General features: G+C 63.7%; 25 protein-coding genes and 1 tRNA gene. 14 read left to right on the top strand and 12 right to left on the bottom strand.

The window, feature by feature from the left end:
* Positions 1 to 3: 3 nt before the first annotated feature.
* Positions 4 to 3,126, top strand: a complete 3,123-nt coding sequence (locus QUW25_RS09240; protein WP_289511923.1) for a type I restriction endonuclease subunit R — start codon at positions 4 to 6, stop codon at positions 3,124 to 3,126.
* Complete coding sequence (locus QUW25_RS09235; RefSeq protein WP_204467400.1) at positions 3,113 to 3,325, top strand: hypothetical protein; 213 nt, start codon at positions 3,113 to 3,115, stop codon at positions 3,323 to 3,325. Before QUW25_RS09240 ends, QUW25_RS09235 begins: the two co-directional genes overlap by 14 nt.
* Before the next feature lie 47 nt (positions 3,326 to 3,372).
* On the opposite strand, the gene QUW25_RS09230 is transcribed toward QUW25_RS09235, so the two are convergent.
* The 5 genes from QUW25_RS09230 to QUW25_RS09210 form a co-directional block, all read right to left on the bottom strand.
* Positions 3,373 to 3,537 (bottom strand): hypothetical protein, encoded by a 165-nt coding sequence (locus QUW25_RS09230; RefSeq protein ID WP_289511922.1) that lies wholly within the window; start codon positions 3,535 to 3,537, stop codon positions 3,373 to 3,375.
* Positions 3,538 to 3,603: 66 nt separating this feature from the next.
* On the bottom strand, positions 3,604 to 3,936 hold the full coding sequence (locus QUW25_RS09225; protein WP_289511921.1) for a hypothetical protein: 333 nt from the start codon (positions 3,934 to 3,936) through the stop codon (positions 3,604 to 3,606).
* A 10-nt stretch (positions 3,937 to 3,946) separates the two neighbouring features.
* Positions 3,947 to 4,573, bottom strand: a complete 627-nt coding sequence (locus QUW25_RS09220; RefSeq protein ID WP_289511920.1) for a hypothetical protein — start codon at positions 4,571 to 4,573, stop codon at positions 3,947 to 3,949.
* Between the two features lie 59 nt (positions 4,574 to 4,632).
* On the bottom strand, positions 4,633 to 4,971 hold the full coding sequence (locus QUW25_RS09215; protein ID WP_289511919.1) for a single-stranded DNA-binding protein: 339 nt from the start codon (positions 4,969 to 4,971) through the stop codon (positions 4,633 to 4,635).
* Between the two features lie 1,244 nt (positions 4,972 to 6,215).
* A tRNA-Met gene (locus QUW25_RS09210) sits at positions 6,216 to 6,292 on the bottom strand.
* Between the two features lie 247 nt (positions 6,293 to 6,539).
* Between QUW25_RS09210 and QUW25_RS09205 the strand changes: the two genes are divergently transcribed.
* Positions 6,540 to 8,165 (top strand): MFS transporter, encoded by a 1,626-nt coding sequence (locus tag QUW25_RS09205; protein WP_289511918.1) that lies wholly within the window; start codon positions 6,540 to 6,542, stop codon positions 8,163 to 8,165.
* 214 nt (positions 8,166 to 8,379) lie between these two features.
* On the opposite strand, the gene QUW25_RS09200 is transcribed toward QUW25_RS09205, so the two are convergent.
* Complete coding sequence (locus QUW25_RS09200) at positions 8,380 to 9,558, bottom strand: Wadjet anti-phage system protein JetD domain-containing protein (protein WP_289511917.1); 1,179 nt, start codon at positions 9,556 to 9,558, stop codon at positions 8,380 to 8,382.
* 483 nt (positions 9,559 to 10,041) lie between these two features.
* On the opposite strand from QUW25_RS09200, the gene QUW25_RS09195 reads away from it, so the two are divergent.
* The 3 genes from QUW25_RS09195 to QUW25_RS09185 all read left to right on the top strand — a co-directional run bounded on the left by QUW25_RS09195 (position 10,042) and on the right by QUW25_RS09185 (position 12,604).
* On the top strand, positions 10,042 to 10,803 hold the full coding sequence (locus QUW25_RS09195; RefSeq protein ID WP_289511916.1) for a DUF4190 domain-containing protein: 762 nt from the start codon (positions 10,042 to 10,044) through the stop codon (positions 10,801 to 10,803).
* A gap of 9 nt (positions 10,804 to 10,812) precedes the next feature.
* Positions 10,813 to 11,232 (top strand): XRE family transcriptional regulator, encoded by a 420-nt coding sequence (locus QUW25_RS09190; protein ID WP_289511915.1) that lies wholly within the window; start codon positions 10,813 to 10,815, stop codon positions 11,230 to 11,232.
* Positions 11,233 to 11,401: 169 nt separating this feature from the next.
* The gene (locus tag QUW25_RS09185) at positions 11,402 to 12,604 is read left to right on the top strand and encodes a serine/threonine protein kinase (RefSeq protein ID WP_289511914.1); all 1,203 of its coding nucleotides are present in this window, start codon (positions 11,402 to 11,404) and stop codon (positions 12,602 to 12,604) included.
* On the opposite strand, the gene QUW25_RS09180 is transcribed toward QUW25_RS09185, so the two are convergent.
* The gene (locus tag QUW25_RS09180) at positions 12,601 to 13,209 is read right to left on the bottom strand and encodes an HAD family hydrolase (RefSeq protein ID WP_289511913.1); all 609 of its coding nucleotides are present in this window, start codon (positions 13,207 to 13,209) and stop codon (positions 12,601 to 12,603) included. The genes QUW25_RS09185 and QUW25_RS09180 overlap by 4 nt on opposite strands.
* 626 nt (positions 13,210 to 13,835) lie before the next feature.
* Here QUW25_RS09180 and QUW25_RS09175 point away from each other — a divergent pair.
* Entirely contained in the window at positions 13,836 to 14,417 is a 582-nt protein-coding gene (locus tag QUW25_RS09175) for a hypothetical protein (protein WP_289511912.1), read from the top strand.
* Here QUW25_RS09175 and QUW25_RS09170 read toward each other — a convergent pair whose 3' ends face one another.
* Positions 14,418 to 15,215 carry an HNH endonuclease gene (locus tag QUW25_RS09170; protein ID WP_289511911.1) on the bottom strand — a complete coding sequence of 266 codons (798 nt, stop codon included), beginning with the start codon at positions 15,213 to 15,215 and terminating at the stop codon, positions 14,418 to 14,420. It lies immediately after the preceding gene.
* Positions 15,216 to 15,542: 327 nt separating this feature from the next.
* On the opposite strand from QUW25_RS09170, the gene QUW25_RS09165 reads away from it, so the two are divergent.
* The 4 genes from QUW25_RS09165 to QUW25_RS09150 are packed head-to-tail and all read left to right on the top strand — an operon-like array spanning position 15,543 to position 17,647.
* Positions 15,543 to 15,905: an arsenate reductase family protein gene (locus QUW25_RS09165; protein ID WP_289511910.1), complete on the top strand. Its 363-nt coding sequence runs from the start codon at positions 15,543 to 15,545 to the stop codon at positions 15,903 to 15,905.
* Complete coding sequence (locus tag QUW25_RS09160; RefSeq protein WP_289511909.1) at positions 15,899 to 16,561, top strand: copper homeostasis protein CutC; 663 nt, start codon at positions 15,899 to 15,901, stop codon at positions 16,559 to 16,561. The genes QUW25_RS09165 and QUW25_RS09160 overlap by 7 nt, the downstream gene beginning before the upstream one ends.
* A gap of 34 nt (positions 16,562 to 16,595) precedes the next feature.
* Positions 16,596 to 17,240 carry a pentapeptide repeat-containing protein gene (locus QUW25_RS09155; RefSeq protein WP_289511908.1) on the top strand — a complete coding sequence of 215 codons (645 nt, stop codon included), beginning with the start codon at positions 16,596 to 16,598 and terminating at the stop codon, positions 17,238 to 17,240.
* The gene (locus tag QUW25_RS09150) at positions 17,231 to 17,647 is read left to right on the top strand and encodes a PaaI family thioesterase (protein WP_289511907.1); all 417 of its coding nucleotides are present in this window, start codon (positions 17,231 to 17,233) and stop codon (positions 17,645 to 17,647) included. The genes QUW25_RS09155 and QUW25_RS09150 overlap by 10 nt, the downstream gene beginning before the upstream one ends.
* An 87-nt stretch (positions 17,648 to 17,734) precedes the next feature.
* Here QUW25_RS09150 and QUW25_RS09145 read toward each other — a convergent pair whose 3' ends face one another.
* The gene (locus QUW25_RS09145; protein ID WP_289511906.1) at positions 17,735 to 18,928 is read right to left on the bottom strand and encodes a diphosphate--fructose-6-phosphate 1-phosphotransferase; all 1,194 of its coding nucleotides are present in this window, start codon (positions 18,926 to 18,928) and stop codon (positions 17,735 to 17,737) included.
* Positions 18,929 to 19,249: 321 nt separating this feature from the next.
* Between QUW25_RS09145 and QUW25_RS09140 the strand changes: the two genes are divergently transcribed.
* From QUW25_RS09140 to QUW25_RS09130, 3 genes are read left to right on the top strand one after another with little or no spacing between them, the layout of a single operon-like run.
* The gene (locus tag QUW25_RS09140; RefSeq protein ID WP_289511905.1) at positions 19,250 to 20,671 is read left to right on the top strand and encodes an amidophosphoribosyltransferase; all 1,422 of its coding nucleotides are present in this window, start codon (positions 19,250 to 19,252) and stop codon (positions 20,669 to 20,671) included.
* Positions 20,672 to 20,704: 33 nt separating this feature from the next.
* Positions 20,705 to 21,412 carry a YdcF family protein gene (locus QUW25_RS09135; RefSeq protein ID WP_289511904.1) on the top strand — a complete coding sequence of 236 codons (708 nt, stop codon included), beginning with the start codon at positions 20,705 to 20,707 and terminating at the stop codon, positions 21,410 to 21,412.
* An 8-nt stretch (positions 21,413 to 21,420) separates the two neighbouring features.
* A complete protein-coding gene (locus QUW25_RS09130) occupies positions 21,421 to 21,981 on the top strand; it encodes a GNAT family N-acetyltransferase (RefSeq protein ID WP_289511903.1) in 561 nt (186 codons plus the stop codon).
* A 47-nt stretch (positions 21,982 to 22,028) separates the two neighbouring features.
* On the opposite strand, the gene QUW25_RS09125 is transcribed toward QUW25_RS09130, so the two are convergent.
* The 3 genes from QUW25_RS09125 to trmB all read right to left on the bottom strand — a co-directional run bounded on the left by QUW25_RS09125 (position 22,029) and on the right by trmB (position 26,180).
* The gene (locus tag QUW25_RS09125) at positions 22,029 to 23,243 is read right to left on the bottom strand and encodes an NADP-dependent isocitrate dehydrogenase (protein ID WP_289511902.1); all 1,215 of its coding nucleotides are present in this window, start codon (positions 23,241 to 23,243) and stop codon (positions 22,029 to 22,031) included.
* 324 nt (positions 23,244 to 23,567) lie between these two features.
* Complete coding sequence (locus QUW25_RS09120) at positions 23,568 to 25,181, bottom strand: DUF3825 domain-containing protein (RefSeq protein WP_289511901.1); 1,614 nt, start codon at positions 25,179 to 25,181, stop codon at positions 23,568 to 23,570.
* 165 nt (positions 25,182 to 25,346) lie between these two features.
* Positions 25,347 to 26,180 (bottom strand): tRNA (guanine(46)-N(7))-methyltransferase TrmB, encoded by an 834-nt coding sequence (gene trmB, locus QUW25_RS09115; protein WP_289511900.1) that lies wholly within the window; start codon positions 26,178 to 26,180, stop codon positions 25,347 to 25,349.
* Positions 26,181 to 26,270 lie beyond the last annotated feature (90 nt).

Below are 26,270 nucleotides of genomic sequence, written 5' to 3'. Positions count from 1 at the left end.
GTCATGACCGTCGACGACCCCATCGCCAAGGACACGGTCCCCGGCACGCCGACCTACGGCCTCATCCTGCAGGGCCCCGAGTCGACGGTCTGCTCCGAGGCGCCCGCCGCGCCTGCGGCCGAGGGCGCCTACCAGTCGGAGGCCGACCTCGAGGCCGGCCTCATCGACATCCTCACGCACCAGGGCTACGACCGCCTTTACATCGAGACCGAGGCCGAGCTCGTCGCCAACCTGCGCGCCAAGCTCGAGGAGCTGAACGGCATCGAGTTCACCGACGCCGAGTGGAGGCGGTTCAGCTCGGAGAACGTCACGAACCCGGCGCTCACGGTCATAGACAAGACCCGGCGCATCCAGGACGACCCGGTCGTCGCCTTCCAGCGCGACGACGGCTCGTACAAGAACGTCTACCTCCTGGACCGCGACCACATCCACAGAAACCGCCTCCAGGTGATGAACCAGTACGAGACGGACGAGGGCACGCACAAGAACCGCTACGACGTGACGGTCCTCGTGAACGGCCTTCCGCTCGTGCACATCGAGCTCAAGCGGCGCGGCGTGCGCCTGCGCGAGGCGTTCAACCAGATCGAGCGCTACCAGCGCGAGAGCTTCTGGTCGGGCTCGGGGCTCTTCGAGTTCGTCCAGGTCTTCGTCATCTCCAACGGCACGAGCACGAAGTACTACGGCAACACCGTGCGCTGGGACCACACGCACCCCAAGGCGGGCCGCCGGGGCGCGTCCTCGTTCGAGTTCACGAGCTGGTGGACCGACTCGAGGAACCGCCGCATCGCCGACCTCGAGGGCTTCGCGCGGACCTTCCTCTCGAAGGGGACGCTGCTCATGGTCCTCACGCACTACTGCGTGCTCACGGCCGAGGACGAGCCGAAGCTGCTCGTCATGAGGCCTTACCAGATTTGCGCCACCGAGCGCATCCTGAACCGCATCCTCGTCTCCGAGCTCGACCGCCGCCGCCTCGGCACGGTCGACGCCGGCGGCTACGTCTGGCACACCACCGGCTCGGGCAAGACGCTCACGAGCTTCAAGTGCGCGCAGCTCGCGAGCCGCATGGAGGGCGTCGACAAGGTCATGTTCGTCGTGGACCGCAAGGACCTCGACTACCAGACCATGAAGGAGTACAACCGCTTCCAGAGGGACGCGGTGAACGGCTCCGCGGACACGAGGGCGCTGGACGCCAATCTGCGCGACGACACGAAGCGCATCTGCGTCACGACCATCCAGAAGCTCTCCGTGCTGATCGAGAAGAACGCGAGGCACCCCATCTACGACAGGCACGTCGTGTTCATCTTCGACGAGTGCCACCGCAGCCAGTTCGGCAAGATGCACAAGGAGATCGTGCGCAAGTTCAAGAACTACCACCTGTTCGGCTTCACGGGCACGCCCATCTTCGCCAAGAACGCGAACATGAGCGGCGACCCGACCCTGCGCACCACCGAGCAGGCGTTCGGCGACCGCCTCCACTCCTACACCATCGTCAACGCCATCGACGACGGCAACGTGCTGCCGTTCCGTGTGAGCTACTATTCGACGATGAAGCCCGCCGGCGACCTCGGCGACGACCAGGTCGAGGCTATCGATCGCGAGGGGGCGCTCCTGGCCCCCGAGCGCATCATGCGCAACGCGACCTACATCCTCGACCACTACGACCAGAACACGATGCGCAAGGCCGACGGGACGGGGTTCACCTCGATCCTCGCCACCGACGGCATACCGATGGCTCGCGCCTACTATCAGGCCCTGCGCGAGCGCCAGGACGCGCGCGAGGACGCCGGCACGCTGAAACGACGGCTCAAGGTCGCGATGATCTATTCCTTCGCGGCAAACGGCGACGACCTCGAGGCGGGCATCATCGCCGACGAGTCCATGAGCGCCGACGGCCTCTCCGCCTCCGACCGCGAGGCGCTCGAGGCGGCCATCGCCGACTACAACGCGACGTTCGGCACCTCGTACTCCACGGACGGCAAGGGCTTCGACAACTACTACAAGGACGTCTCCAAGCGCCTCAAGGCCCGCGAGCTCGACATGCTCATCGTCGTGGACATGTTCCTCACCGGCTTCGACTCCAAGACGCTGAACACGCTCTGGGTGGACAAGAACCTGCGCATGCACGGCCTCATCCAGGCGTTCTCCCGCACGAACCGCATCCTCGACTCGGTCAAGACCTTCGGCAACATCGTCTGCTTCCGCGACCTGTCCGCCAACGTCGACGAGTCCCTCGAGCTCTTCGGCGACGAGGAGGCCGGCGGCATCGTGCTGCTGAAGCCCTACGAGGAGTACCTCTCCGAGTACCTCGAGATCGTGGACGAGATCCGCGAGCGCTTCATGGACGACGAGGGGCACCTCGCGCTTCTGGGCGAGTCGCAGCAGAAGGCGTTCGTCGGCGCGTTCGGCGCGCTTTTGCGCCTGCGCAACGTGCTGTCGGTCTTCGACCAGTTCAAGGCCGACGACGTCATGAGCCCGCGCATGCTGCAGGACCTGCAGGGGACCTATCTGGATCTCGCGGACCAGTTCAAGCGCGACGCCCGCGCCGAGCAGGCCGACATCGTCGACGACCTCGTGTTCGAGATCGAGCTGATACGGCAGGTCGAGGTCAACATCGACTACATCCTTGACCTCGTGATGCGCGCCCGCTCCGGTAACGGCGAGGACAAGGTCGCCTACGACAAGATCAAGAGGGCCATCGCGACCTCGCCGCAGCTGCGCGACAAGGCCGAGCTCATCCTCGAGTTCGTCGAGCGCATGGGCGTCACCCCCGAGGGCGCCACGGAGACCGATCCGGGCGAGGAGGGCGCTCGCCGCTCCCGCGTCGACGCCGCGTGGTCCGACTACGTGCGCGAGCAGGTCGAGAGCGAGCTCGACGCCATCGTCGCGGACGAGCACCTGAGGGGTGACGAGGTCCGTCGCGTCGTGAGCTACGCGTTCGACGCCGGCGGGGTGCCGGAGACGGGCACGCTCGTTCAGGCGTGCCTCCCGAAGGTCTCGAGGTTCGCCAAGGGCAACGCCTACGGCGAGCAGCGCCATCGCGTGATTGCGCGCCTGCAGGAGTTCTACGACCGCTTCAAGACGCTCATCAGGCGCTACCCGGTGGAGGCGAGCCATGAGGGTGACTAGGGACCCGGACGGCACCTACGTCCTGAGCTGCACCGAAATCGAGCTCGGATACATCGCCGAGGGCCTCTACGCGGTGGAGGACACGGGCCGGCGATGCATCGAGGCCAAGATACCCGACGAGGTCGATGCCGCGGCGCTGCGCGACGAGCTGTATCTTCTGGGTGACATGCGCGCCCAAATCGACGCGGCTCTGGACTGAAAAAAATGACCCCTGCCCAGGCGTGATGCCTGAGCAGGGGTCTCGTGTTACTCGTCCTCTTTGCGGTCCATTTCGAGCGCGTACTGCGCGGCGCACGACATGCCCGCGACGTATCCGCGCAGCCACGTCGGATCGAACGCGTCGTGCTCCTCTCCGCTCGTGACGTGCGCCAGGTCCTCGAGCAGGCGGCTCACGTAGGTTCTCGCGTCCATAGTCTCACCTCCCCTCGGTCGCGCACGAGCGTAGCGCCCCGGGTGCGGCCGAGGTGAAACCATGGTTTACATCATGCCGTCCTCGCCCGCCTCGGTGTAAAAGGCGTACTCCGGCTCGAAGGCCGGGTCACCGTAGGCGGCCTCGATCTCCTCGACGCTCATGCGGCTGACCTCGTCGGATGTGAACTGCCCGTTGTCAGCGAGTATCCACGCATGGGGCCACCAGCTCGGGTAGGCGGCCCAGACGTTCAGCCAGTCCTCCTCGCTGACGCACTCGCCGAAGTCATTGATGCGGTAGACGCCCTCGTACGGCTCGAACTCGTCGCGGACGCACGCCCTGAGCTCGTCGGTCACGTCGAGGATGGCGTCCATGGCCCTCTTCCCGATGGGTTCGCTCATGGTTCCTCCCTTATTTCGGCACGCGGCGCACGGTGGGCGTGCGCAGGTAGTTGTTTACGTTGCCGGCGCACTCGTCGCCGTTGTACATTCGCGCGTAGGGCACGCCCGCCGTGTCGAGGCCGTTCACGACGCGGCCGTCGCCGATCCCGGCGACGGGGAACGGCCTGTAGCGGCCGCCGACCTGCTGCATGTAGACGACGTCGCCGATCTCGACGGACGCCGTTGGCACCTCCTCGGCGAGGAGGAAGTCGCCGAGCTGCTGGTCTTGCGGCTGGGCGGCGTCGATCTCGAGCAGCATGGCGTCGAGCGGGTACTCGTCCTCCTCCTTGAACGGAGCGTAGGGGTACACGCGGTCGACGACCTCCCAGCCCCGGATGACGAAGATGCCGTTGTCGCCGGGGTCCATGGCCTTGTCGGTCGTGTAGCGGCTGATCCCGACGGAGAGGCCGCCCGCGCCCATGAAGTTGGCGATGACCTGGCACAGGCGGGCCCACCCGTACTCGTCGGTGTCGGGGGAGCGGAACCCGCGCAGGTCGCAGTACCTGAGGAACGCTTCGACGCTGTCGCGCCCGCCGTTCCAGTGCAGGTAGACTCCTAAGTCTCTTTTCTCGGTGGTGATGACGGCACGGTTGCCCATGTTTGACCTCCTGAACTTGTCGCTCGCGCATCGGAAACGCGGGCCGTTGGCCTCATGGCTTACGCGCTGCGCGGCTGGCGCCACTCGATCTCGTCCACCATGACCTCTACCTTGCTGCGGCGCTGTCCCTGGCGGTCGTTGTAGGTAAGCTGCCGGAGATGGCCCTGGACCATGGCGAGCGACCCCTTCGCGAGGTAGCGGGCGAGCGCGTCGGCGCGCTTCCCGAAGATCGCGCAGTCGATGTAGCTAGGCCGCTCCTCGAACGCGCCGTCGGTGCCCTTGACGCGCTCCGTGATGGCCACGGTGAAGTTGAGGACCATCGTCCCGCTCTTCGTCGAGCGAAGCACCGCGTCGTCGACGAGGTTGCCGGAGATGGCGACGATGTTGATGGTTGACATTCGGAATCCCCTTTCCATTGCAGCTCGGGCATCTCGCCCGCATCGAAGGGGTCCCCGTGGGAGGCGCGGCTTGACGCGGCCCCGAATCTTTGGTGACAGTATGCCTGGGATTAAGCGTTATTCATTGAGGACGACGGAAGACAGAATGTGGCTGTCTTGCCGCGGTTGTTATCATGTGGTGTCCGCTTGGACACGGTGTTTCCTAAGGTGCTTGCCAGAGCCCGAAGAGGCGGTACAGGGGCCCGCTCAACCCGTTGCTGGGCTACGCGAGGAGGATGTGCCGCGTCGCCGAGGTCGATAGATGGCGCAGAGGAGACGAGCCGCAGCGCGTGAGGGCGGGGCGTCTTTTCCGTGGGCGCCGATGCGGCGGCTGCTGTTGCGGTCGCGGCTGCGCGTCTCCGGGCAACGCAGCCGCCGCCCGCCTGCGGCGGGCGGGTCGAAGGCAAGTGACCAAAACAGGAGATGCGTCGAGCATGATCGTAGGGCGAAGTTACGGAACCGTCTCAAAGTCGGAGCGTCTCACTTTTCCGAGACGCTTTTTGAGACGCATTTGAGATGGGTGTTACCTGCGGAAACGACCAAAAACGGGAGCGTCTCAACTTTCGGGGCGCTTTTTTTGTTTTCTTATATGTGCGTGAGAGACGCATGCGTGAGTAAAAGACGCGGCGGAGGCGTGAGCGGTCGATGCTGTGGATCACGATTGCGAGAGCGCGTTTCCATATGCACACGTAATTTAGCCCCCATATTTGTGAGACACCTAGTAAATAATATGGAAATGACCTTTTACCTGCGGAAACATTGTCTCAAAAACCGTCTCAAATAGCGTCTCAGCTCGTTTTTCTGAGACGGACGGCCTCCCGGTTCCGAAAACCCGTTTCCCTGGGACGTCTCCGACAACGGTTCGACGACCCCGTTTCCGAGGGGTCTGTTGGCTGACGCCTTCCACTGCGTCAGTCGCCGCCGGCTCGAGGCACGCAACACCTCGGCGACCGCGAGGAAAGGAAAGGCGCCCTTACGCGCCGCCGCGTCGTGCCTCGACTCCAATGGGCGCGGGGCCTCGGCGTTGCGTCGCGAGGGGCTCCTGCCGCGTGATACAATGCTCTCAGCGACTGATTCGATCGGCGGTCGTCGGGTAGCGTGCCCGGCGGCCGCCGAAGTTGTATACGTACATCCTAATGTACATCCGACTCTATTGAAATGAAAAAAGCTAGGTACCGAAATAATGGTACCTAGCTGCTATTTCATGGTCGCGGGGGCAGGATTTGAACCTACGACCTTCGGGTTATGAGCCCGACGAGCTACCAGACTGCTCCACCCCGCAATGGGTGCACTGCGTACGTGCAAGAAATAACTATATCGACCGCGCGTTCTTCTCGCAAGAAGAATCTTGCATTGTGAAGCCTTCTCCACAATCGGCCGCGCTGTCACCCCTCCCTTCAGTCCCCGTTACGCATTGCGCTGCTTTGGCGAACTTCACATTCGCCCCAAAAACCCAAGTCCCGCGGGTACATCAAGCGCATTGCGCCCTGCGATTGGCGTGGGGCAATCCCAATGGGAAAGGGGAGGTAATGCATACCGCAACAGTGGCGGGGAGCGCGGCTCGGCCGCAGGGCTCCGCACCGGCCGCCGAGAAGTTCCTCGTGCTGCCCATCGTGATTCTCATCCTCGCTCAGATGGGGACGACGGGCGACAACGGCGCGCTCTCGCTCGCCGCCTCGGCGCTCACCAAGGATCTGGGCGCCACCACGTCTGAGATCCAGCTCGCCAATATGGTCTATCCGCTCGTGGGCGGCGCCTTCATGATTGCCGGCGGCCTGGCGGGCACCATCATCGGCTGGAAGAAGACCTTCCGCATTGGCGCCGCGCTCTGTGCCCTGGGCGAGGTCTCGCTTGCGCTTGCCCCTAACATGGCGGTCTTCATCTGGGTGGGCCGCGTGCTCTTGGGCTTTGGCGCGAGCTTCCTCATTCCGTCGCTTCTGGGCCTCATCCCGCTCATGTACCGCGGCCACAACAGGACGGTCGCCTTTGGGTGCATTGGCGCGGCGTCGGGCCTCTCCGCGCTCCTGCCGCTCATTTTGGGCGTGGTGATGGAGACGGCGGGCATGCACGTCACGTTCCTCGTGCTCGGCGCCTACTTCGTGGGCGTGCTGGCGCTCTCCTTCGAGCTGCCCAAGATCGAGCAGCAGGACGAGAAGCTCAAGTTTGACGCGCTCGGCGTCGTGCTTGCCGCAACGGGCCTGTTCCTGTTCCTCATCGGCATCTCGAGCATCTCGTCCTGGGGTCTCATCCAGCCGCTCGAGGGCTGCCCCTTCACCGTGTTTGGCATCTCGCCCGCGCTGCCGCTGGCTGCCCTGGGCCTTGTGGTGCTCGTCGTTCTCATGAGGGTCGAGAAGGACGTGGAGCAGAAGAACGGTGTTGCGCTGCTGCCGCAGTCCTTCATCCACACCCCGCAGGTGCTGGCCGGCCTCGTGGCCAACGCGCTCACGTTCTTCTTCATGGGCGTGCAGTCCATCCTCATGGCCCCCTACCTGCAGCTCGTTGCCGGCTGGTCGCCGGTTGACGTGGGCGTGATCTCCATCGTCACGGGCGTTCCCACCTTTGCGCTCGCGCTTGGCATTCCCAAGCTGGCGCCTCACGCCAACCCGCGTCACGTGATCCAGACGGGTTATGTCGTGATGGCGGCCGCGCTCGGCGTGATGGCGCTCTCCGTCACCATCGACGGCAGCAACGCCGCGGGCGTCTATCTCGGCGCGTTTCTCGCCGGCGTGGGCGCGGGCACGGTGTCCTCTCACTCCAGCAACGTGGTGGCCCTTGCGGTGAGCGAGCGCGACGCCTCGCAGTCCGGCGGCATCCAGAGCACCATGCGCAACGTCGGTCAGGCCATCGGCGTGGCGCTCCTTGGCGCGGTGCTGCTGCTCGGCATCACCAACTCGGTGCGCGCGGGCGTGGCGGCAGACCCCTCCATCTCGCCGACCGTGCGCGAGCAGGTCTCCGAGCTCACCATCAACCTGGGGAGCAACGAGGAGTTTGAGGAGCAGATCGCGGACATCCCCATGACCCAGGCCGAGCATGACGAGCTCGTGCAGATCGAGGCGCGCGCCCGTTACGACTCCACGCGCGTGGCGTACGCCGTGGGCGCGGGAATCATCCTGTTGGGTCTCCTGAGCACCCCCGCCATCAAGAAGCTTTCCTGACGGCTGGCAAAAGGGGGACGGGTTTTTGGCGACAGGGGCGGCGGGGTAAGTTGACAAAGGTGACAGGGTAAGTGGTGACAAAGGTGACAGGGTAAATTGTCACCATGAAGGACATGGTGACAATTTACCCTGTCACCTTTGTCACCACTTACCCTGTCACCTTTGTCAACTTACCCCGCCGCCCCTGTCGCCAAAAACCCGTCCCCTTTTGCCATTACAGGTCGCGGGCGGTGAGGATCTCCTGCGGGATGAGGCGCGCGCCGTCGAGAACCGCGCGCAGGTAGGCGAGTTCCTTCTCCTTGAGCTCGCCCTCAAAGAGGTCCAGCCCGCGAACGGGCACGCCGCCCTGGTCGGTCTCCTCGTTCTCGAGCGGGTCGGCAAAGCGCCGCATCGCGCGCTTGAGCATGAGGCGATACGCCGGGATGAGCGGCCGCACGGTAAGGCCGTCACCCGCCATCTCGGCGAGCTTGCTCAGGATCTGGAGGCCCGCGCGGTCGATGTCTCCCCAGTAGAGAACCTCAACGTCCTCGGCGTCCATCGTGGCAAGAAGGTCGGGCAGCTTGTGCGGGTCGTCCACAATGTAGCCGTTGCCAAAGACCACGCCGTGGACGCGCTCGCCAAAGAGCCGCTTGCGCCCGTCGAGGAACATCGCGTTTCTCATGTTGACCCAGGGGTCGAGGTTCTCGGAGACAATGAGCCGCAGGTGACGGTGGTGCTTGGGTATGTGGTGCATGAGCTCGAGCTTGGCCTGCGGCCGACAGTTCACCACGTCCGAGAGGCCCATGAGGTGCAGCAGCTTGCGGCCTTCGGACTCCAGCGCCAGGAACTTCTCGTCACCAAAGACCTGGTAGGAGAGCTCTCGCAGGCTCAGGCTGCCGTCTCCGAGCGTGGGTTCTCCCGCGAGCGCCGCGTCCAGCGCGCGCAGCTCGCGTTCGTAGCGGACGTAGGCGTCGGGCGTGCTGAGCAGCCACCCGTTGATCCAGAGGCGCGGGTCGAGCTCGATGATCTTGAGGCGGATGTCGGTGAGCTCGGGCGTCTGCTTGCGCACGGTGTCCAGGCGCGAGATGGCGCGGCCATCGCGCTTGGCGGGCGGCCGGGGGCGCTCGGCCTTGGCAATCGCGCGCTTCTCGGGAATCTCCAGCGTGAAGCCGCCGTCTGCCGCGGGGAGAAGAACACCCAGCTCAACAAGGGTATCCGTGGGAAGCTTTGTTGCGTCGTAGCGCTCGAGGACGGCGCGGACGTCCTTCTCGGCTATGCTCTGTCCGCGCAGGCGGACGAGCCCGCTCGCGATGCCGCCCGCGTTGCCCCTGAACTTGACGGGAAGCTCCTTGCCCAGGAACTTGGCGAGCCTGACGACGGTCGCCTGCTCCTGCTCGGTGAGTTTGTGTGCCATAGATACCCCTTGCCGTTGGTCATTCCAGCATAGCAGCTGGCGCGGCGGCGGGAACGTGGCGGAGCCTTACGCCCGGTTTGGCTATGCCGAGAAAAGCGGTCCTCTGTACCGGATTTCAGAATTCGTGCCGAGAAAAGCCGGGGGCTGTACCACGCTCTGCCTTGGGTGGATTGTCGCGCTGGTACACTCACCGGTTTTCTCGGCAACAGGGGGTTCCACTTGGTACAGAGCGCTTGGTTTCTCGACATGGTCCGTCTCGCCTTGGTACAGAGGGCCGTCTTTCTCGGCAGCTGACGCACAGCTTGGTACAGCGCCGCGGTTTTCTCGGCAGGATTTCTGGAAAGTGGTGCAGGCCCCGGGTTATCTCGGCATCGCACCGTCGTAACGCGGACGCCGGACAGTCATAGCTCGCGGCTAATGAAATGCCTCTCAAGCTTCCCAATAATGGGAGCCGCATGGTCGCAAAGAGAGAAAGGCACGCACATGAGCGAGCAGAAAACGGGCTTGGCAACCTCTGGCACGGCGATAGCGGGACTGGTGCTGGGCATTCTTGCGGCAGTCTCTTCCTGGATGCCCATCATCAACAACTTCTCCTTTGTCCTGGCGCTGGTGGGCGCGGTCCTTGCCATTGTGGGCGTTGTTGGCACCCTGCGCGGCAAGAAGGCGGGCAAGGGGCTGGCCATTGCCGCGCTCATCGTCAACGTTGTTGCCATCGCGATCGTCCTCGGCACGCAGAGCGCGATGAGCGCCGCCATCGACGAGGCGACAAGCGGGCCGGGCGTTGCGGGCGTGACCACCCAGGACGATGCCGACACGGACGCGGATACCAATGACGCCGAGAAGGACGCTCCCGCAGATGAGGCTTCCGAGCAGGCCAGCTCGACGGACCTTGCCGTTGGCAGCACCGTTGACCTTGAGAACGGGCTCTCCGTCACCGTGGACTCCGTGGAGACAGGCCTGACCAACTACGATGGCTCCGCAGTCGTGGGGGTCCACGTGACCTACGCCAACAACGGCGAGGAGACCGCAAGCTACAATACGTACGACTGGAAGGGCCAGGATGCCGATGGCGCCCAGGAGTACTCCACGTACTACAGCGAGGCCACTGACGACCTTGGCTCGGGCACGCTCGCTGCCGGCGGGACCAAGTCCGGCACCCTCTACTTTGAGGGCGGCACGACAAAGGCGCTGTACTTCGGCTCCATCGTGGAGAGCGAGCCCACCGCGAGCTGGGTCATCGAGTAGGGTAGGGCCATGAGCGAACCGCTGACAGAAGAGCTGCTCGACGAGCTTCTCTCCACGTCGAGCATCGACGCCTACCTCGAGGAGCACGAGCCCCGCGCGCTCACGCTCTCCGAGTACCTCCAGCAGCTGCTTGCCGAGAAGGGCCTCGAGCGCTCGCGCGTGGTGCGCATGGCAAACCTCAACGACACCTTTGGCTACCAGATCTTCCAGGGCACGCGTCATCCCAGCCGCGACAAGGTGCTGCAGATTGCCTTTGCCATGGCGCTCACGCTGCGCGAGACCAACCGCGCCCTCACGGCGGCTGGCGTGAGCGAGCTCTACTGCAAGGACCGGCGCGACGCGATCATCATCTTCTGCATCGACCGCGGCTGCTCGCTCCAGAAGGTCAACGAGGAGCTCTACCGCTTTGGCGAGAAGACCATCTGCTAGGAAGCGCCAGTAGGTTTGTGACAGGGGTGGTGACAGGGGCGACGGGGTTGACAAAGGTGACAGGGTAAGTTGTCATCATGGGTTATATGATGACAACTTACCCTGTCACCTTTGTCAACCCCGTCGCCCCTGTCATAGCCCCCCGCCGCCCTGACGATAAAATGGCCCCATGGAAACCGATGAGCTCGCCACATACCTCGCCTCGCTCGAGCGCGACTCCTGCTACCGCGTGGACGTGGTGTACAAGGAGAGCCGTCTCGAGACCACACAGCGCGTCTTCTTCGTGGGCGAGAACGGCGCCGAGCTCGGCCCCTTCGTGCGCAAGTACCTTGCCCCCGGGCTCGGTGGCGCGTACGAGCGAATCTATGCCGCCCAGCGTGACGGCGTGCGTCTTCCGCACCTGCCCCGCATCGTCGAGTGCCACCGTCAGGACGAGCGGCTCGTCGTGGTCATGGAGCACGTCGCCGGCAAGACGCTCGCGGACGTCACGGCGGCTGCGACCGACCACCTCGGCCTTGTGCGCCAGGTCTTTCCCGACCTCTGCGACGCGGTGAGCGAGCTCCACGAGCTTCTCGACCCGCCTGTCATACACCGCGACCTCAAGCCGAGCAACGTCATGGTCTCTGCGGGTGGTATCACCCTCATTGACCTGGGGATTGCTCGCGTCTGGAAAGAGGGTGCCGAGCAGGATACCACGCACTTCGGCACCCGCGTCTACGCGCCGCCGGAGCAGTTCGGCTTTGGCCAGACGGGCGTGGCAAGCGATGTCTACGCCCTGGGCATGCTGCTCTTCTTCTGCCTGACGGGGCGCGAGCCAACGGCGGCGGACCGGGAGGGCGGCTTTGTGGGCGCGGGCGTCTCCGAAGCCCTGCGGGAGGTAGTCGTCCGCGCGACGCAGCTCGACCCCGCCGCGCGCTTCTCGTCTGTTCGCGAGCTGCGCGACGCCCTTCTTGCCGCGCTGGACAAGGCGGGCGAGAAGAGCGTCTGCCCCCAGGAGCCGCCTACGTTTGAGCGCCGGGCACCCAGACCGGGGACGTTGCTCTCGCGCGTTCCCCGCTGGGCGGGCGCGATCTGGAACCTCGTGGTGGTGGGCCTTACCTTTGTGCTTGTGGTGGGCTGCGTGATGGCGGTCGTTGATCCCACGCCAGAGAACGCGGCCCAGCCGCTGTGGTACCTCGTGGTGTCCTACTTCGTCTTTCTTGTCCCGTGCTTCCTGATTGGGTGCTACCTGCTGCTCGATCGCCGGTGGCTGCGGCGGGAGATTCCCGCGCTCACCCGATTCACCGTGCGCCAGGAGACGCGCGCGGGGCTTCTCGTCATGCTCGCGCTCTTTGTGGTGTGGATTGTGGCAGCGTTTATAGCCGGGGCCTAGCTCAGCAGCCGCACGTTGGCCTCGAGCTCCTCAACGTTGCCCGTGAAGTGGTACGCGTGCATGCCGGCAACGCGTGCTCCGATGCAGTTGTCCTCGTTGTCGTCCACAAAGAGGCAGTCGGCGGGGTTGAGGTCAAAGCGCTCGCAGATGAGGCGGAAGATCGCAGGGTCCGGCTTCATGAGGCGCTCATCGGCCGAGACCAGGTAGCCGTCGACATAGGGCAGCGCGGGCGCGTGGCCGAGCTGCTCCATGACGCGCGTGTTGGCGTTGGTGAGCACGTAGATGCCGTAGCCCTCGCCTTTAAGTCGGATGGCGAGGTCGTTGACCTCCTCGATGGGCACGGAGTAGTCGGGCCAGCGCGCGATGCACGCGTGCAGGTTGGGATGCAGACGCTCCGGCAGGTGGTGCTCCGCGTAGCGCGTCATGGTTTCATGGCTGATGGTCCCGGAGTCTAGGAGCGACCACATCGTGGAGCCAAAGAGCGCGTCCTGCAGCAGCGCGGCGTCCTCGGGCGTGTCCGTGAAGAGGCTCGAGAAGTACGGGCCGTCAAAGGTCATGAGCACGTTTCCCATGTCAAAGATGACGTTCTTCACGCTGCTGCCCATGTTTGACCCTCCCTGGTTGGTTGCTGAAAGTATAGCGCGCAGGGTGGGGCGTGAGCGCGCCGGGGAATCGCTGGCCCTGTACCGCAGGCATGGCGGGCTGCCGAGAAAAGCTGTGTTCTGTGCTACGCGCGGTGGCGACATGCCGAGAAACCCCGTCGCCTGTACCACCCGTGCGGGCATCATGCCGAGAAACCCTTCCCGCTGTACCACGTTCAGCGCCAGCATGCCGAGAAAAGCGAGGCTCTGTACCAAGTTCGTAGCCGCGCCGCCGGGAAAGTCGCACGCCTGTACCACCAACGACCTCAAACACAGGCACCGGGGATGCCTTGCTCGGCATCAGGTGATACACTGCTCCGCTTTTCTCGGCGAACATCGGTACAGAGCATGGCCTTTCTCGGCACTCCCGTTGTGGCTGCGGTACACATCGCAGCATTCCTCGGCGTATCTCCTTCCATCTTGGTACAATCCCTTCGATTCCTCGGCATGGCCATGATGCTGTCGTGCTGTCTCAGAAACGTTAGGCCTGTCGATCGTGTTGATTGATCGGATCTCGCTTCGACGCCCCGCCCTTCTCGGCGATCGCTTCAAACTTAATCCAGAGGCTGGCTAGGAGAATGGGGGACGATATGTATAGCAGAACCGAAGGAACGTGGGTTATCTGCCCGCAGCGTTGCACAAGTCCAATCCAGCTCGTGAGGGTGATCGAGGGATGGATGAACGTTGACGACGAGGACTTGGTTGATGGCTGCGTGCCCATGGACGGAAGCATTCAGGCATTTGCAGAGGTTGGCAATCAGTGGTATGAGAAATACGGTGGCCTGTTCACGGATTATTCAAGCGTTGAAGAGTTTGTTATCGATGTCTTTCGATTTGACCCAATCCGTGGGTGTTGGCACGTATTTGCCGGAGAGACCGATCAACAACTCTGGCCCATCCAGATGGATGATTACAGCGAGCTGGAGTCCATGGGCTCATATTGGCAGGAGGCACTCGCACGCATCTTATCCTCAATCGACGGCAAAGCGAGGGGTCGTGCGCTGTTAAGAGTTCCCTTGTCTCTTCGGTCGGAGTTCTCGAGTTGGTGCAGATCGCTTGTCGATAGCAAGGAGTTCGACGGGGGCATGGTCCATGAGACCCAGACCTTCCGTCGATTGGTCGAGGAGTGTGCCAACGAACTGGAGGCCTGCTATAACGCTTGGGATGACTAGCTAGCTGGCAAGAATACGATTTTCTCGTTTGAACTGTCGGTAATGTACGGCAAGAAGCTCCCTGCTCGGAGCTAGTGCCGATTGTGTCGGAATTGCAAGACGACGATTTATATATTGATGATATATCGTATTGGAGAGGCGATCGCTCAGACTGACGGAGAGGGTGTCAGGCTCAATCGATACGAGAAAGGCGTCAAAGAGTAAGTGAAGGTCTGCCCTAAGCAGGATTCCGTTGTTGACGATTTGGGATTTCTTTCCTCGGTATGGGTTGATATGTGCGGCTTGCAATACCTCGGGGACGTCTGTGCCGGTAATGGCACACGTACCGTTGTAGGCATTTAGGAGTTCGCTGCGAAAACGTCCCTGTTGTTCTCTTCTAATTTGCCTGACCTCAACAATGCGGCGGTCATCCAAGCCATCGTAGTCAATGACTATTCTTCGCTCGTCTTCCGACAGCTCGTCAAGACCAGGAGCTGCAAAAAGCCCTTGAGCCTCATTGTCTCTCGTGACAGGGCCATGAAGCGTGAACATGCGTGTGGCGCTGTTGAATCGCTCTACGAATGCAAGCCCCAAAACACGGTAGTCCCTACCGTTCCTATCTACGTTAATAACGCCGACGGGTATTCCGTCAACGAGGCAGTTGATCAGTGAGGAGTTATAGCATTGACCACGGTCTTCACCGTCGTAGGCGGCATAATCGAAGATCCATGTTCCGTCTTCAAGCCAAATGGGCTCCCTGTCGCTATACCTGCGTATTCCTTTTTCTTGTGTGGACAGAAAGTGCGTATCTGCGGCCATTAACGTATCTGATTCGATCGGGAGAGGGAGAGTGGATGCCGGAATCCCTGCTCAGGGATGTGGGCGTGTTGGGTCGAGGCTTCATCCTGTGTGGGAGCGCAGATGAGGTCATGCCAACGTTGCTGATAAACCAGTCATAACATGGAATGAACTCATGGGGCACGAGTTTCTCGGCACGTTTGAGCGTGGGGAGAAGGACGGGGCATTCGTATACGAACTGACCTGACATGGCGCTCCTCTCTGATCATAGTATATGGATTGTCGCAATCAATCCGGGCCGTGTGCCCGTGCTAAACTCACCTCAAGCCCCGTACGAAAGGAAATCCCATGTCTGACGTGCTGTTTGTTGAGTATCCAAAGTGCAGTACCTGCAAGCGCGCGAAGGCGTGGCTGGATGAGCACGGCGTTGCGTACGCGGACCGCCACATCGTGGAGGACAACCCCACGGCAGACGAGCTCGCAACCTGGCAGGCGCGTTCGGGGCTGCCCGTTCGCCGCTTCTTCAACACGAGCGGCCGGCTCTACCGCGAGCGCAACGTGAAGGCGCTTCTCGACGCGGGCATGTCCGATGCTGAGGCCTTTGCCCTTCTCGCCGAGGATGGCATGCTGGTCAAGCGCCCCATCGTAGTGGGGGAGGACTTCGTGCTCGTGGGATTCCGCGAGACGGAGTGGGAGGCTGCGCTATGCTAACACGTGAGTTCTGCGCCGAGAACATGGAGTTCGCGCCTGCCGCCGTTGCCGCAGGCGCCGCGCGAATCGAGCTCTGCGACAACCTGGCCGTGGGCGGCACCACGCCCAGCTACGGGGTCATTCGCGCCGCCGTGGCGCACGCGCGCGAGACGGGCACGGACGTGATGTGCATGGTCCGCCCGCGCGGCGGCAGCTTTGAGCACACGCCCGCCGAGGCGGCCATGATGCGTGACGACCTCATCATGGCCAAGAGCCTGGGCGTCACCGGCGTGGTCTTTGGCTGTCTGCGCGATGGCCGCCTTGACACTGAGCTCACCTCCGAGCTCATCCGCCTTGCTCATGAGGACACTCCCGAGGCTCCCGGTCGCGTGGCCGTGACCTTCCACATGGCCTTTGACACGCTCGCGCCAGAGGACCAGCTCCCTGCCATCGACTGGCTTGCCGAGCAGGGCGTTGAGCGCATCCTCACGCACGGCGGCGCGGCGGGCACGCCCATAGCGGACAACCTCGACCGTCTGCGAGCCTACATCGAGCGCGCGGCGGGACGCATCATCATCCTGCCGGGAGGCGGCATCACCTGGGAGAACGCGGAGGACGTAGCTGCTGCGCTGGGTGTCGCGGAGGTCCACGGCACCAAGATCGTGAAGGTGTCCTAGGTTGCGCTCGCAGGGGATAAGGCGTGCGTCCCAGGTGCGCGACGACCTTGGCTGTCATATGGGGACCGACGAGCTTCTCGCCACGCTTGCGGAGCCGGATGCCCACGTGCAGAACACGGCCTTCTCGGGCCTTGAGCTTGAGGGGGCCTGCGCCAACGGCACCGTCTTTGAGGACGTGGTCTTTCGCGGATGCTCCTTTGATGGCGTTGACCTCTCCAACTGCACCTTCACCGACGTGCTCTTCTCAAGCTGTCGCTTTACGGGTTGCAACATGGGGCGCAGCTGGCTCAACCGCTGCGACTTCCGCTCGTGCTCCGCTCCGGGAATCACCTTTCTCAAGGGCAGGCTCACGGGCGTGACCATGGTGGACAGCCAGCTTTCGTATAGCGACTTCTCTGAGGCTACGGTCGAGCACCTTACGGCGAGCGAGACCAGTCTCATGGAGGCAAATGTCTACGCCACGCGGCTGCGCCACGTGACCCTAGACCGCTGCGATCTTACGCGCGCCACGGTCTTTCGCGCGAGCCTCTCCGGGATTGACCTTTCAACCTGCGAGATTTCGGGCATCCGAGTGTCGAGCGACCTTTACGAGCTGCGGGGTGCCATCGTAAGCGAGGGGCAGGCGGCGCAGCTCGCGGCCCTTCTCGGCATTGTTGTAAAGGAGAGCGAATGGCTCTGATAGATGAGAACGCCTCACTCGAGGAGGTCCAGGCGGTCTTTAAGAACGACCACTTTGCCACCGACGCCTGCGGGTGCCGGGTGGTGGAAGCCGCGCGTGGCCACGCGGTCACCGAGTTTGACATCACACCTGGGCATCGCAACGAGAAGGGCGGGGTGATGGGAGGTGCCATCTTCACGGTGGCAGACCTCGCGTTTGCCGTGGCCTCCAACGTGGGTGAGTCCGTGACGGTGTCTGTGAGCAGCAACATCGAGTTCATGAGCGCGGCGCGCGGCGAGAAGCTCATCGCCACGGCGGAAGTGGACAAGAACGGGCGCACGCTCGCCTTCTACACCTGCTACGTGACCGACGAGCTGGGCACGCCCGTGGCCCGCGCAACGCAGACCTGCATGCACCTGCAGAAGTGATGACAAAGGTGACAGGGTGAGTTGTCATGAAACGTATTTCATGACAACTCACCCTGTCACCTTTGTCATCACCTGCCCCCGTCGCCGTTAGTCCAGCGTGGCGAGCTGGGCGGGAAGCTCCCCGACGAGCGGCTTCATGTATGCGATCAGCTCGGGCGTCACGCCCATGCCGTCAGCGGCAATCCACTCGCGCGGGACGTTTCTCACCTGGTTGGCAACGGAGAGCACGTCCACCAGCTTCGTGCGGGACTCATAGGGCTTGTCCGAGACGCGCTCGATTGCGCACATCTTGGTGGTCTCGCCCGCAAAGGCGGCCTCCACGGCGGCGTGCCCCACGTCATACGCCTCGTTGAGGTCGGTCCTGCTCGCCACGTAGCTCGCGCAGCGCTGGAGCGTTGAGAGCTCAACGGCGCGCGCCTTGCAGCCAAGACGCTGCTTCGTGAGGGCGGCAAGATAGCGGCTCGCGCCGGAGAGCATGGCCAGGTGGCCAAACTCGTCGACGCCGGCGCCCGAAGTGGCGCGCTCGCAGATGAGGCTGCCGTCGGCTGCGCGAACGCCCTCGCTCACGCCCACCATCACGGTGTTCTTCTCGCCAAGGGTCGTGGAGATGCGCTCCAGGAGCGCCTCCTCGTCAAGTGGAACCTCGGGGAGGAGCACCACGTCCGGCTCCACGAAGGAGAGCGCGCTCGAAGCGGCGAGCCAGCCGGCGTCGCGTCCCATGATCTCAACAAAGGTGACGCTCTTTAGGTTGTAAACGTCGGCGTCATAGGCGATCTCGTTCATGGCCGTGGCAACAAAGCGCGCGGCGCTGCCGTATCCGGGCGTGTGGTCGGTGCCAACGAGGTCGTTGTCAATGGTCTTGGGTACGCCGATGAAGCGGATGTCGCTTCCGTGCGCGCTGCCGTATGCGCCGAGCTTGGCGATGGTGTCCATGGAGTCATTGCCGCCGATGTAGAGGACGGCCGTGGCGCCAACCTCGTCAAAGCGCTCAAAGAGGCGCTGGTAGACGGCATCGTCCTGGGAGGGGTCGGGCAGCTTGAAGCGGCAGCTCCCCAGCCAGCTCGCGGGGGTGTTTCTCAGCAGCTCGAGGTCGACCCTGCTCACAAAGGCCTCATCTAGGCGGACGGAGTTGCCGTCGAGAAAGCCCTGGATGCCGTAGCGCATGCCCTCCACGCGAGCGCCCTCCAGAATGCCCGCGGCAATGACGCCGGCAAGGCTCGAGTTGATGGCGGCCGTGGGCCCGCCCGACTGTCCAACCAGCACGTACTTCTCGCGCGACATGGCGCCTCCTCTGTTTGGGGTTCTGCTTGCAACAGCATATCGCACGACGACGCTGTGGCGAGGGTAGGTACACAATTAAAAGTTTTTCAGAGGATGCTCAGGGGATGCGGATGTGCAAAGCCCTAGCTCATGGCGTCGCTTGAACCGCATCGGTTTCTTGACGGCATACATACCCTCGAGAGGAGCCGCCCCAACTCCGGCATCATGTTGCACAATGTGTCAAAATGCGACAGTCCTCTTTCAGGACCCTGCCGAGAAGGGCGTGCAGCTATACTCATATGGTCCCGCCACCCGGCAAACCCGCTCGTAGACGGAGGTATCATGGGAGCGTTCTTCGGCGCTGTTTCTCATCGTGACGTTGCTCTGGACGTGTTCTTTGGCGTCGACTACCACTCTCACCTCGGAACTCGTCGCGCGGGCATGGTCACCTGCCGCGAGGGCGGCGGCTTCAACCGCCAGATCCACTCTATTGAGAACACCCCGTTCCGCACCAAGTTCGAGCACGACCTGCCCGGCCTCACGGGCACCTGCGGCATGGGCTGCATTTCGGACAACGACCCGCAGCCGCTGCTCGTCCGCTCCCACCTGGGCGTCTATGCCATCTCCACGGTGGGCGCCGTCGTCAACCAGGATGCGCTCGTGGAGCGCTTTGAGAATGCGGGCCACCAGTTTGGCGCCATGGGCTCCGGTGCCGTCAACGTCAACGAGCTTGTTGCCGCGCTCATCAACTCCCAGGCCAGCATCGTCGAGGGTATTCGCTACGCCCAGGACCAGATTGAGGGCTCGCTCACGCTGCTCATCATGACGGAGGACGGCACGCTTATCGCCGCGCGTGACAAGATGGGCCGCCTGCCCGTCCTCATTGGCAAGGACGACGACGGCTACTGCGTGACCTTTGAGTCCTTTGCCTACGGCAAGCTCGGCTATGCCGACGAGTACGAGTTGGGCTCCGCAGAGATCGTGCGTATCACCGCGGATGGCTACGAGACCCTCTCCCCGGCGCGCGACGAGATGCGCATCTGTGCGTTCCTCTGGGTATACTACGGCTATCCCAACTCCAACTACGAGGGCGTCAACGTTGAGGTCATGCGCTACCGCAACGGCGCCATCATGGCGCGCGACGAGCGCGAGCAGGGACTTCTCCCCGAGGTCGACTACGTGGCCGGCATGCCCGACTCGGGTCTGCCTCATGGCATTGGCTATGCGACGGAGTCCGGCGTGCCGCTCGCCCGTCCGTTTGTGAAGTACACCCCCACCTGGCCGCGCTCGTTCATGCCGGCCAACCAGGAGGTGCGCAACCGCGTTGCCAAGATGAAGCAGATTCCGGTGCCCGAGCTCATCCGCGACAAGCGCCTGCTGCTCGTGGACGACTCCATCGTCCGCGGCACCCAGATGCGCGAGACGATCGACTTCCTGCGCGACACCGGTGCCGCCGAGGTGCATATGCGCTCCGCCTGCCCGCCCATCATGTACGGCTGCAAGTTCCTCTCGTTCTCCCGCAGCCGCTCCGAGTACGAGCTCATCGCCCGTCGCAAGGTCCGCGAGCTTGAGGGTGACGAGGGCGAGAAGCACCTCGACGAGTACTCCGACGGGCGCACCGAGCGCGGCCGCTGCCTGCTGCGCTCCATCTGCGAGGAGATGGGCTTCGACTCCCTGGAGTTCCAGAGCCTCGACGGCATGCTCGAGGCCATTGGCATCGACCGCAAGAAGGTCTGCACCTACTGCTGGAACGGCCGCGACTAACCCGTCGCCAACCATTGCTTTGAGGAGGTATCTATGGCCACGGTGCTCGTTGTTCTCGGTGCTCTTTCTGCCGCTTACGGCATCCTCATGGCCTTCCTCTATCCCGCGGGCGGGTTCTTCCTCGTGTGGATCGCGCTCGGCGCGACGCTCATCGCAGCGGGGCGCGTCGAGAAGATCCGTCGCGTCGTGGTTGGCATCTGCACGGCCGCGGTTGTCGTTGCCGGCGTCCTTGGCGGCATGGTATGGAGCACGGCCTCCGCGACGCCTCCTGCGGGACTCGACTACCTCATCGTTCTTGGTGCGGGGCTACGACCAGATGGCACGCCGAGCGAGTCGCTGCGCCTGCGCCTCGACGCCGCTCGCGACTACCTTGATGCCAACCCGGAAACGCGCTGCATCGTCTCCGGTGGCCAGGGCCTCGGTGAGACCCGCACGGAGTCTGTCGCGATGCACGACTACCTCGTCCAGCAGGGCGTTTCCGAGAGCCGCATCACACTTGAGAGCCGCTCCACCACCACGGCGGAGAACATTCTCTACTCGCGCGAGCTTCTTCCTGACAGTGCCTCCGTGGGTGTGGTCACCAACGACTTCCACCTCTATCGAGCCCTCCGCATTGCCGAGAAGAACGGCCTTGCTGGTGCGCATGGCCTGGCAGCACCCTCGAATCCGCTCTATCTGCCGCACGCACTGCTCCGCGAGTGCGCGGCAATCGTGAAGGACACCGTGGTCGGCAACATCTAGGAGGGTCTATGGGAAAGCTGAGTCCATGCTGGAGGCGCGCGGACGGATACGTGCTTAGGCAGGCGTGCGCGGAGGACGTGGACGCGTATTGGGCGGGCTTTTGCGAGTTTGACCCTGAGGGCGCGCGGCTCACGGGGAGCAAGGATCACTACGAGCGGGCCGAGGTCGTTGACTTCTTTCTGCGTTGTGTGGACAATCCCAACCGCTATGACCTGCTGCTGATTGGTCCCGAAGGTCGCGTGGTAGGGGAGAGCGTCATCAACGAGACCGATTGGGACGCCCGCAGCGCAAACTACCGCATTGCGCTTTTCGGTGCGGTGGCGCGCGGGCACGGTCTGGGGACGTGGGCTGTGGAGACCACACGCGACTTTGCCTTCGGCGAGCTCGGCCTGCACCGCCTTGAGCTCGACGTGTTTTCGATAAACCCTCGGGCGCAACACGTCTACGAGAAGGCCGGCTTTCGCGTCGAGGGGGTTCTGCGTGATGCCATCTGGCTGGGAGACGGCTACTGCGACGACGTCCTGATGGCCCTTCTCGAGGACGAGTGGCGCGCGTTGCAAGGGTGGTGACAGGGGCGACGGGGTCATGACAGTTTACCCTGTCACCTTTGTCACACTTATGCTGCGGCCTCGGCGTCCAGCGTCTCGCGGATGGCGAGGATGAACTCGCGGGTGCCGAGCGTCTCGGGGTTCTCCAGCGACGTAATGCGCGCGAGGTCGCCCGTCATGCGGCCGGACTCGATCGTGTGGATCGTGGCGGCCTCCAGGCGGTTGGCAAAGTCCACGAGCTCGGGCAGCTCATCCAGCTCACCGCGCTTGCGAAGAGCCCCCGTCCAGGCAAAGATCGTGGCCACGGAGTTGGTGGACGTTGCCTCCCCGCGCAGGTGCTTGTAGTAGTGACGCTGCACGGTGCCGTGCGCGGCCTCGTACTCAAAGTAGCCGTGCGGGCTCACGAGCACCGAGGTCATCATCGCAAGGCTGCCAAAGGCCGAGGACAGCATGTCGCTCATGACGTCGCCGTCGTAGTTCTTGCAGGCCCAGATGAAGCCGCCCTCGGACTTGACCACGCGGGCCACGGCGTCGTCGATCAGCGTGTAGAAGTACTCGATGCCGGCCGCCTCAAAGCGCTCGCGGTACTCCGCCTCGTAGATGTCCGCGAAGACGTCCTTGAAGCGGTGGTCGTAGGTCTTGGAGATCGTGTCCTTGGTGGCAAACCAGAGGTCCTGGCCCGTGGAGAGCGCGTACTCAAAACAGCTGCGGGCAAAGCTCTCGATGGAGGCGTCGAGGTTGTGCTGGCCCTGGACCACGCCCGGGCCGTCGAAGACGTGGACGAGCTCGCGGCGCTCGGTGCCGTCCGCGGCGGTGTAGACGAGCTCCACCTTGCCGGGGCCGTCGATGCGCATCTCGGCGTTCTTGTAGACGTCGCCGTAGGCGTGACGCGCGATGGTGATGGGCTTCTTCCAGCAGCTCACCACCGGGTCGATGCCCTTGACTACGATGGGCGCGCGGAAGACCGTGCCGTCGAGCAGCGCGCGGATCGTGCCGTTGGGGCTCTTCCACATCTGCTTGAGGCCGTACTCCTCAACGCGCGCGGCGTTGGGGGTGATAGTGGCACACTTGACGGCCACGCCCAAGCGCTTGGTGGCCTCGGCGGAGTCAATGGTGACCTGGTCGTTGGTCTTGTCGCGATACTCAAGGCCGAGGTCGTAGTACTCGGTCTTGAGGTCAACGTAGGGGCAGATGAGCTCGTCTTTGATGATCTGCCAGATGATGCGGGTCATCTCGTCGCCGTCCATCTCGACGAGCGGGGTCTTCATCTCGATCTTGGCCATGCGTGCCTCCAAGCGTCGCGTCTTTTGCCGCAACGAGCGTAGCACGAGGGCGGTGCTCGTTGGGAACATGAGACGTGCCGGATACAGTTCTCCGCTCGATAAAAGGCCTTTCGTGTAGCGTGAGCCCGCTCTTTGAAGAAAAAAGCTCCTTCGTGTAGCGCAAAAAACGGCCCCAGCGCTGTGACAGCGGAGTATCGCCAGGGGAGAACCGCAGAAAAGCCCAGTTGGCTACTTCGATACCCCCAAGAATGGTGCTACACGAAGGAGCGTTTTTCGACGGCAGATGACGCTACGCTACACGAAGGACCAAATACCTTATGAGGGCTAGACGCCTGCGCCAGCGGAGAGCCAGCCAGGTTGCCCGGAGCTCACGACGCGCGCGCAGGCGTAGGCGTCGGGGAGCTCAAGACGCGCTGCCACCTCGTAGCTGTCGGCCGTGGGTAGGAGCGCGAGCGCGTCGCCCTCGTCGGGAACGAGCAGCACCACCTTGTCGGCGATGGGATCGTAGGCCGAGGTCGCAAGGCGAGGGTTGCGCTCGACGAATGCGCGTCCCCAGAAGGCGGGCGCGGCAAGCGATGTGTCAAACGCCATCTCGGCGAGTGAGGCAACGTAGCGAGCGGGCTGCGCAGCGCCGGTTGTTGAGAAGTCGTCAAGCTGCCAGGGAATGTCCCCAGCAAGGGGGGAGAGGTGAGCAAAGATGGGCTCGCCCGATGCCGTGAGAAGCCTCGTGTCAAACTCGGCGCTTGATCCGTCTGGGAGGATGAGAAGCGCACCCTGAGCACGGACTCGAGCAAATGTCATGGTGAGGTAGTCACGCAAGATATAGAGGTTATCGCCCCAGCTCTCGGGCGCGGCGAGCTGAGCGAGCCGCTGCAGCGCATCGTCCCAGGAGCCGATGGCAACCATCTGGGCAAAGGCCCGCTCGGGATCGGTAATGTCTCCCTCGCTGGCAAAGGCGTGCCAGGCGCCTCGCTTGGTCTCCGCCAGTCCGTCGAGGTCAATGTCATCGAGGCTGCCGGCATCGACCTCAGTGAGCGCCCAGCGCTTTCCCGCGACGGCGCGAGCCGACCTGCGGAGCGTGACGCGAACGGGCGTGACGCCATCGGGCTGCAGGTAGCGCAGAGCAAACGTCACGTTGCTGCGCGTTCCCTCGAGCGCGCCCGTTGAGCGGGCAACGCGGAAGTCCTCCTCGAGCGTTGCCATGGGGTCAACGTCGCTCGGAAGCGCCTGGTAGAGGATGCTGAGCTGCTCGCTCGAGCACCGCACGTCCGTGTGGAAGTCCTGCGGGAGGTCGCTTTGGATGCGCGCCGCCGCGGGCGCGGGCTCCGGCTCGATGTGCGCCTGTTCAGGGATGACCTGCGGCTCAGGGTCGGCTTCGGGCACATAGGTGATGGTAAGCGAGATCGTAGGCTTGGGAGCGGGCTCCGGTTCCGGCTCGGGCTCCGGTTCCGGCTCGGGCGTAATCTCGGGTTCCGGCTCAGCCTCGGGCTCGGGCTCCGGTGCAGCCTCCACCTCCGGCTCCGCCGCAACCTCCACCTCCGGCTCAACATCAGCTGCGACCTCAGGCTCGTTTGTCAGGTCGGTCGCAGCCTCGACCTCCGGCTCCGCCGCAACCTCCTCCGGCACCTCAACCACGCGCTCCACATGCCGCGGCTTCACCGGTTTCAGCGCCTTCGCGCCGCGCTTGCGCTTCCAGGGCTTACCGCTCGCCGAGCCCTTCTCGCCGGTCCCATCGGAAAGCTTTGCGAGCGCGCGGTCGTACTCCTCGTTCTCAAAGACCGTGGCGTAGACGTATCCCTTCTTGAAGACCGTGAGCTTGATGAACTCGCCGAGCTGCTCGCACAGCTCGCGCATGTCCGAGCAGCCCAGGTCCTCGGGGCATAGGCCGTCGGAAAGAAGGGCCTCCTCTGCGCGCGGCAGCAGGGTCTGCTTCCTCATCCCAAGCTCACGGGAGAGCAGTTGGTATAGATACAGCCTGTTACCAGGGGTTATTTTGGGCATGGCGGCCTCTTCTCACAACGTGGGCGCGCACGTGGCGCGGAAAGTGCGGTCTTCTACCTTACTACCCAAAGGAGGCCGCGGACCCACAAAATCCCCGAGCGGTCAGGAGGTCGCCTCGCGTGCCGCCTTCCTGCTCGCTCGGTTGCGAAGGTTCACGACGGTCGCCTGCATGCCGTGCGGCGCATATCCAAGGCTCTCAAGCTCGGCGAGGTCATGCGGGAGATACTCCGCCAGCGAGAGCTCGGCCGTCTGCTCGATGTGCTCGGGCAGCTCCCCGGGCGTGGCGGCAAGCGCGTAGACGCATGCCCCCTGCGCGCCTAGGCGCTCCTCGTACTCGCTCGAGGGCTCGTCAGGAAAGTCCGCACGCGCGTCCCGGCTCGTCCAGAGCAGGTCGTAGCCCGCAAGAGGCACCTGCGTGAGCATGAAGTCAAAGAGCGGCTGGCTGTCCGTCCGCAGGCGCACCTCGGCGCCCGCGGAAAGGACGTCGCGAAAGTCGAGCAGGCGCTCCATGCACGCCATGCGCTTCCCGGCGTCGCGCTTGCGCGGGAACGGTGTGGGAAAGTTCAGGTAGATGCGCGAGAGCTCGCCCGGCGAGAAGAACTCGCGCACGCGCATGCCGTTTCCGGGAACCACCACAACGTTGGGAAGACCGCTCTCGCAGACGTGCTGCGCTGCGTAGGCAACGCAGACGGGCTCGGAGTCCATGGCAACGAAGAGAACGTCCGGTTCGCGCCGCGCCGCCTCAATGGCAAAGGCGCCCTTGCCGCAGCCAAGGTCAAGGCGAACCTCCGAGAAGGACCTCGCCCCAAGCGGGGCACACGCCTCGCCCCAGCGTCCGCGCCAAAGTGCCGGGTCGAGCTCTATTACCTGTCCGTAGCGCTCGAGGCGCTCCTCGAGGACGAAGTTCTTCGGCAGGCGTGCGTGCATTCCGTGCATGTGTCTCCCATCTGTCAAAAGGGGACGTGTTTTTTCGCTCAGAGTTTTTGGGACAGGTCTGGGGCGCGAAGCTCCGCCCAGACCCTGGCT

It is taken from the genome of Thermophilibacter provencensis, from assembly GCF_030372065.1.
Lineage (GTDB): Bacteria > Actinomycetota > Coriobacteriia > Coriobacteriales > Atopobiaceae > Thermophilibacter > Thermophilibacter provencensis_A.
The sequence above is the reverse complement of the archived record's forward strand: the minus strand, read 5'-3'. Positions and strand labels throughout refer to the sequence as shown.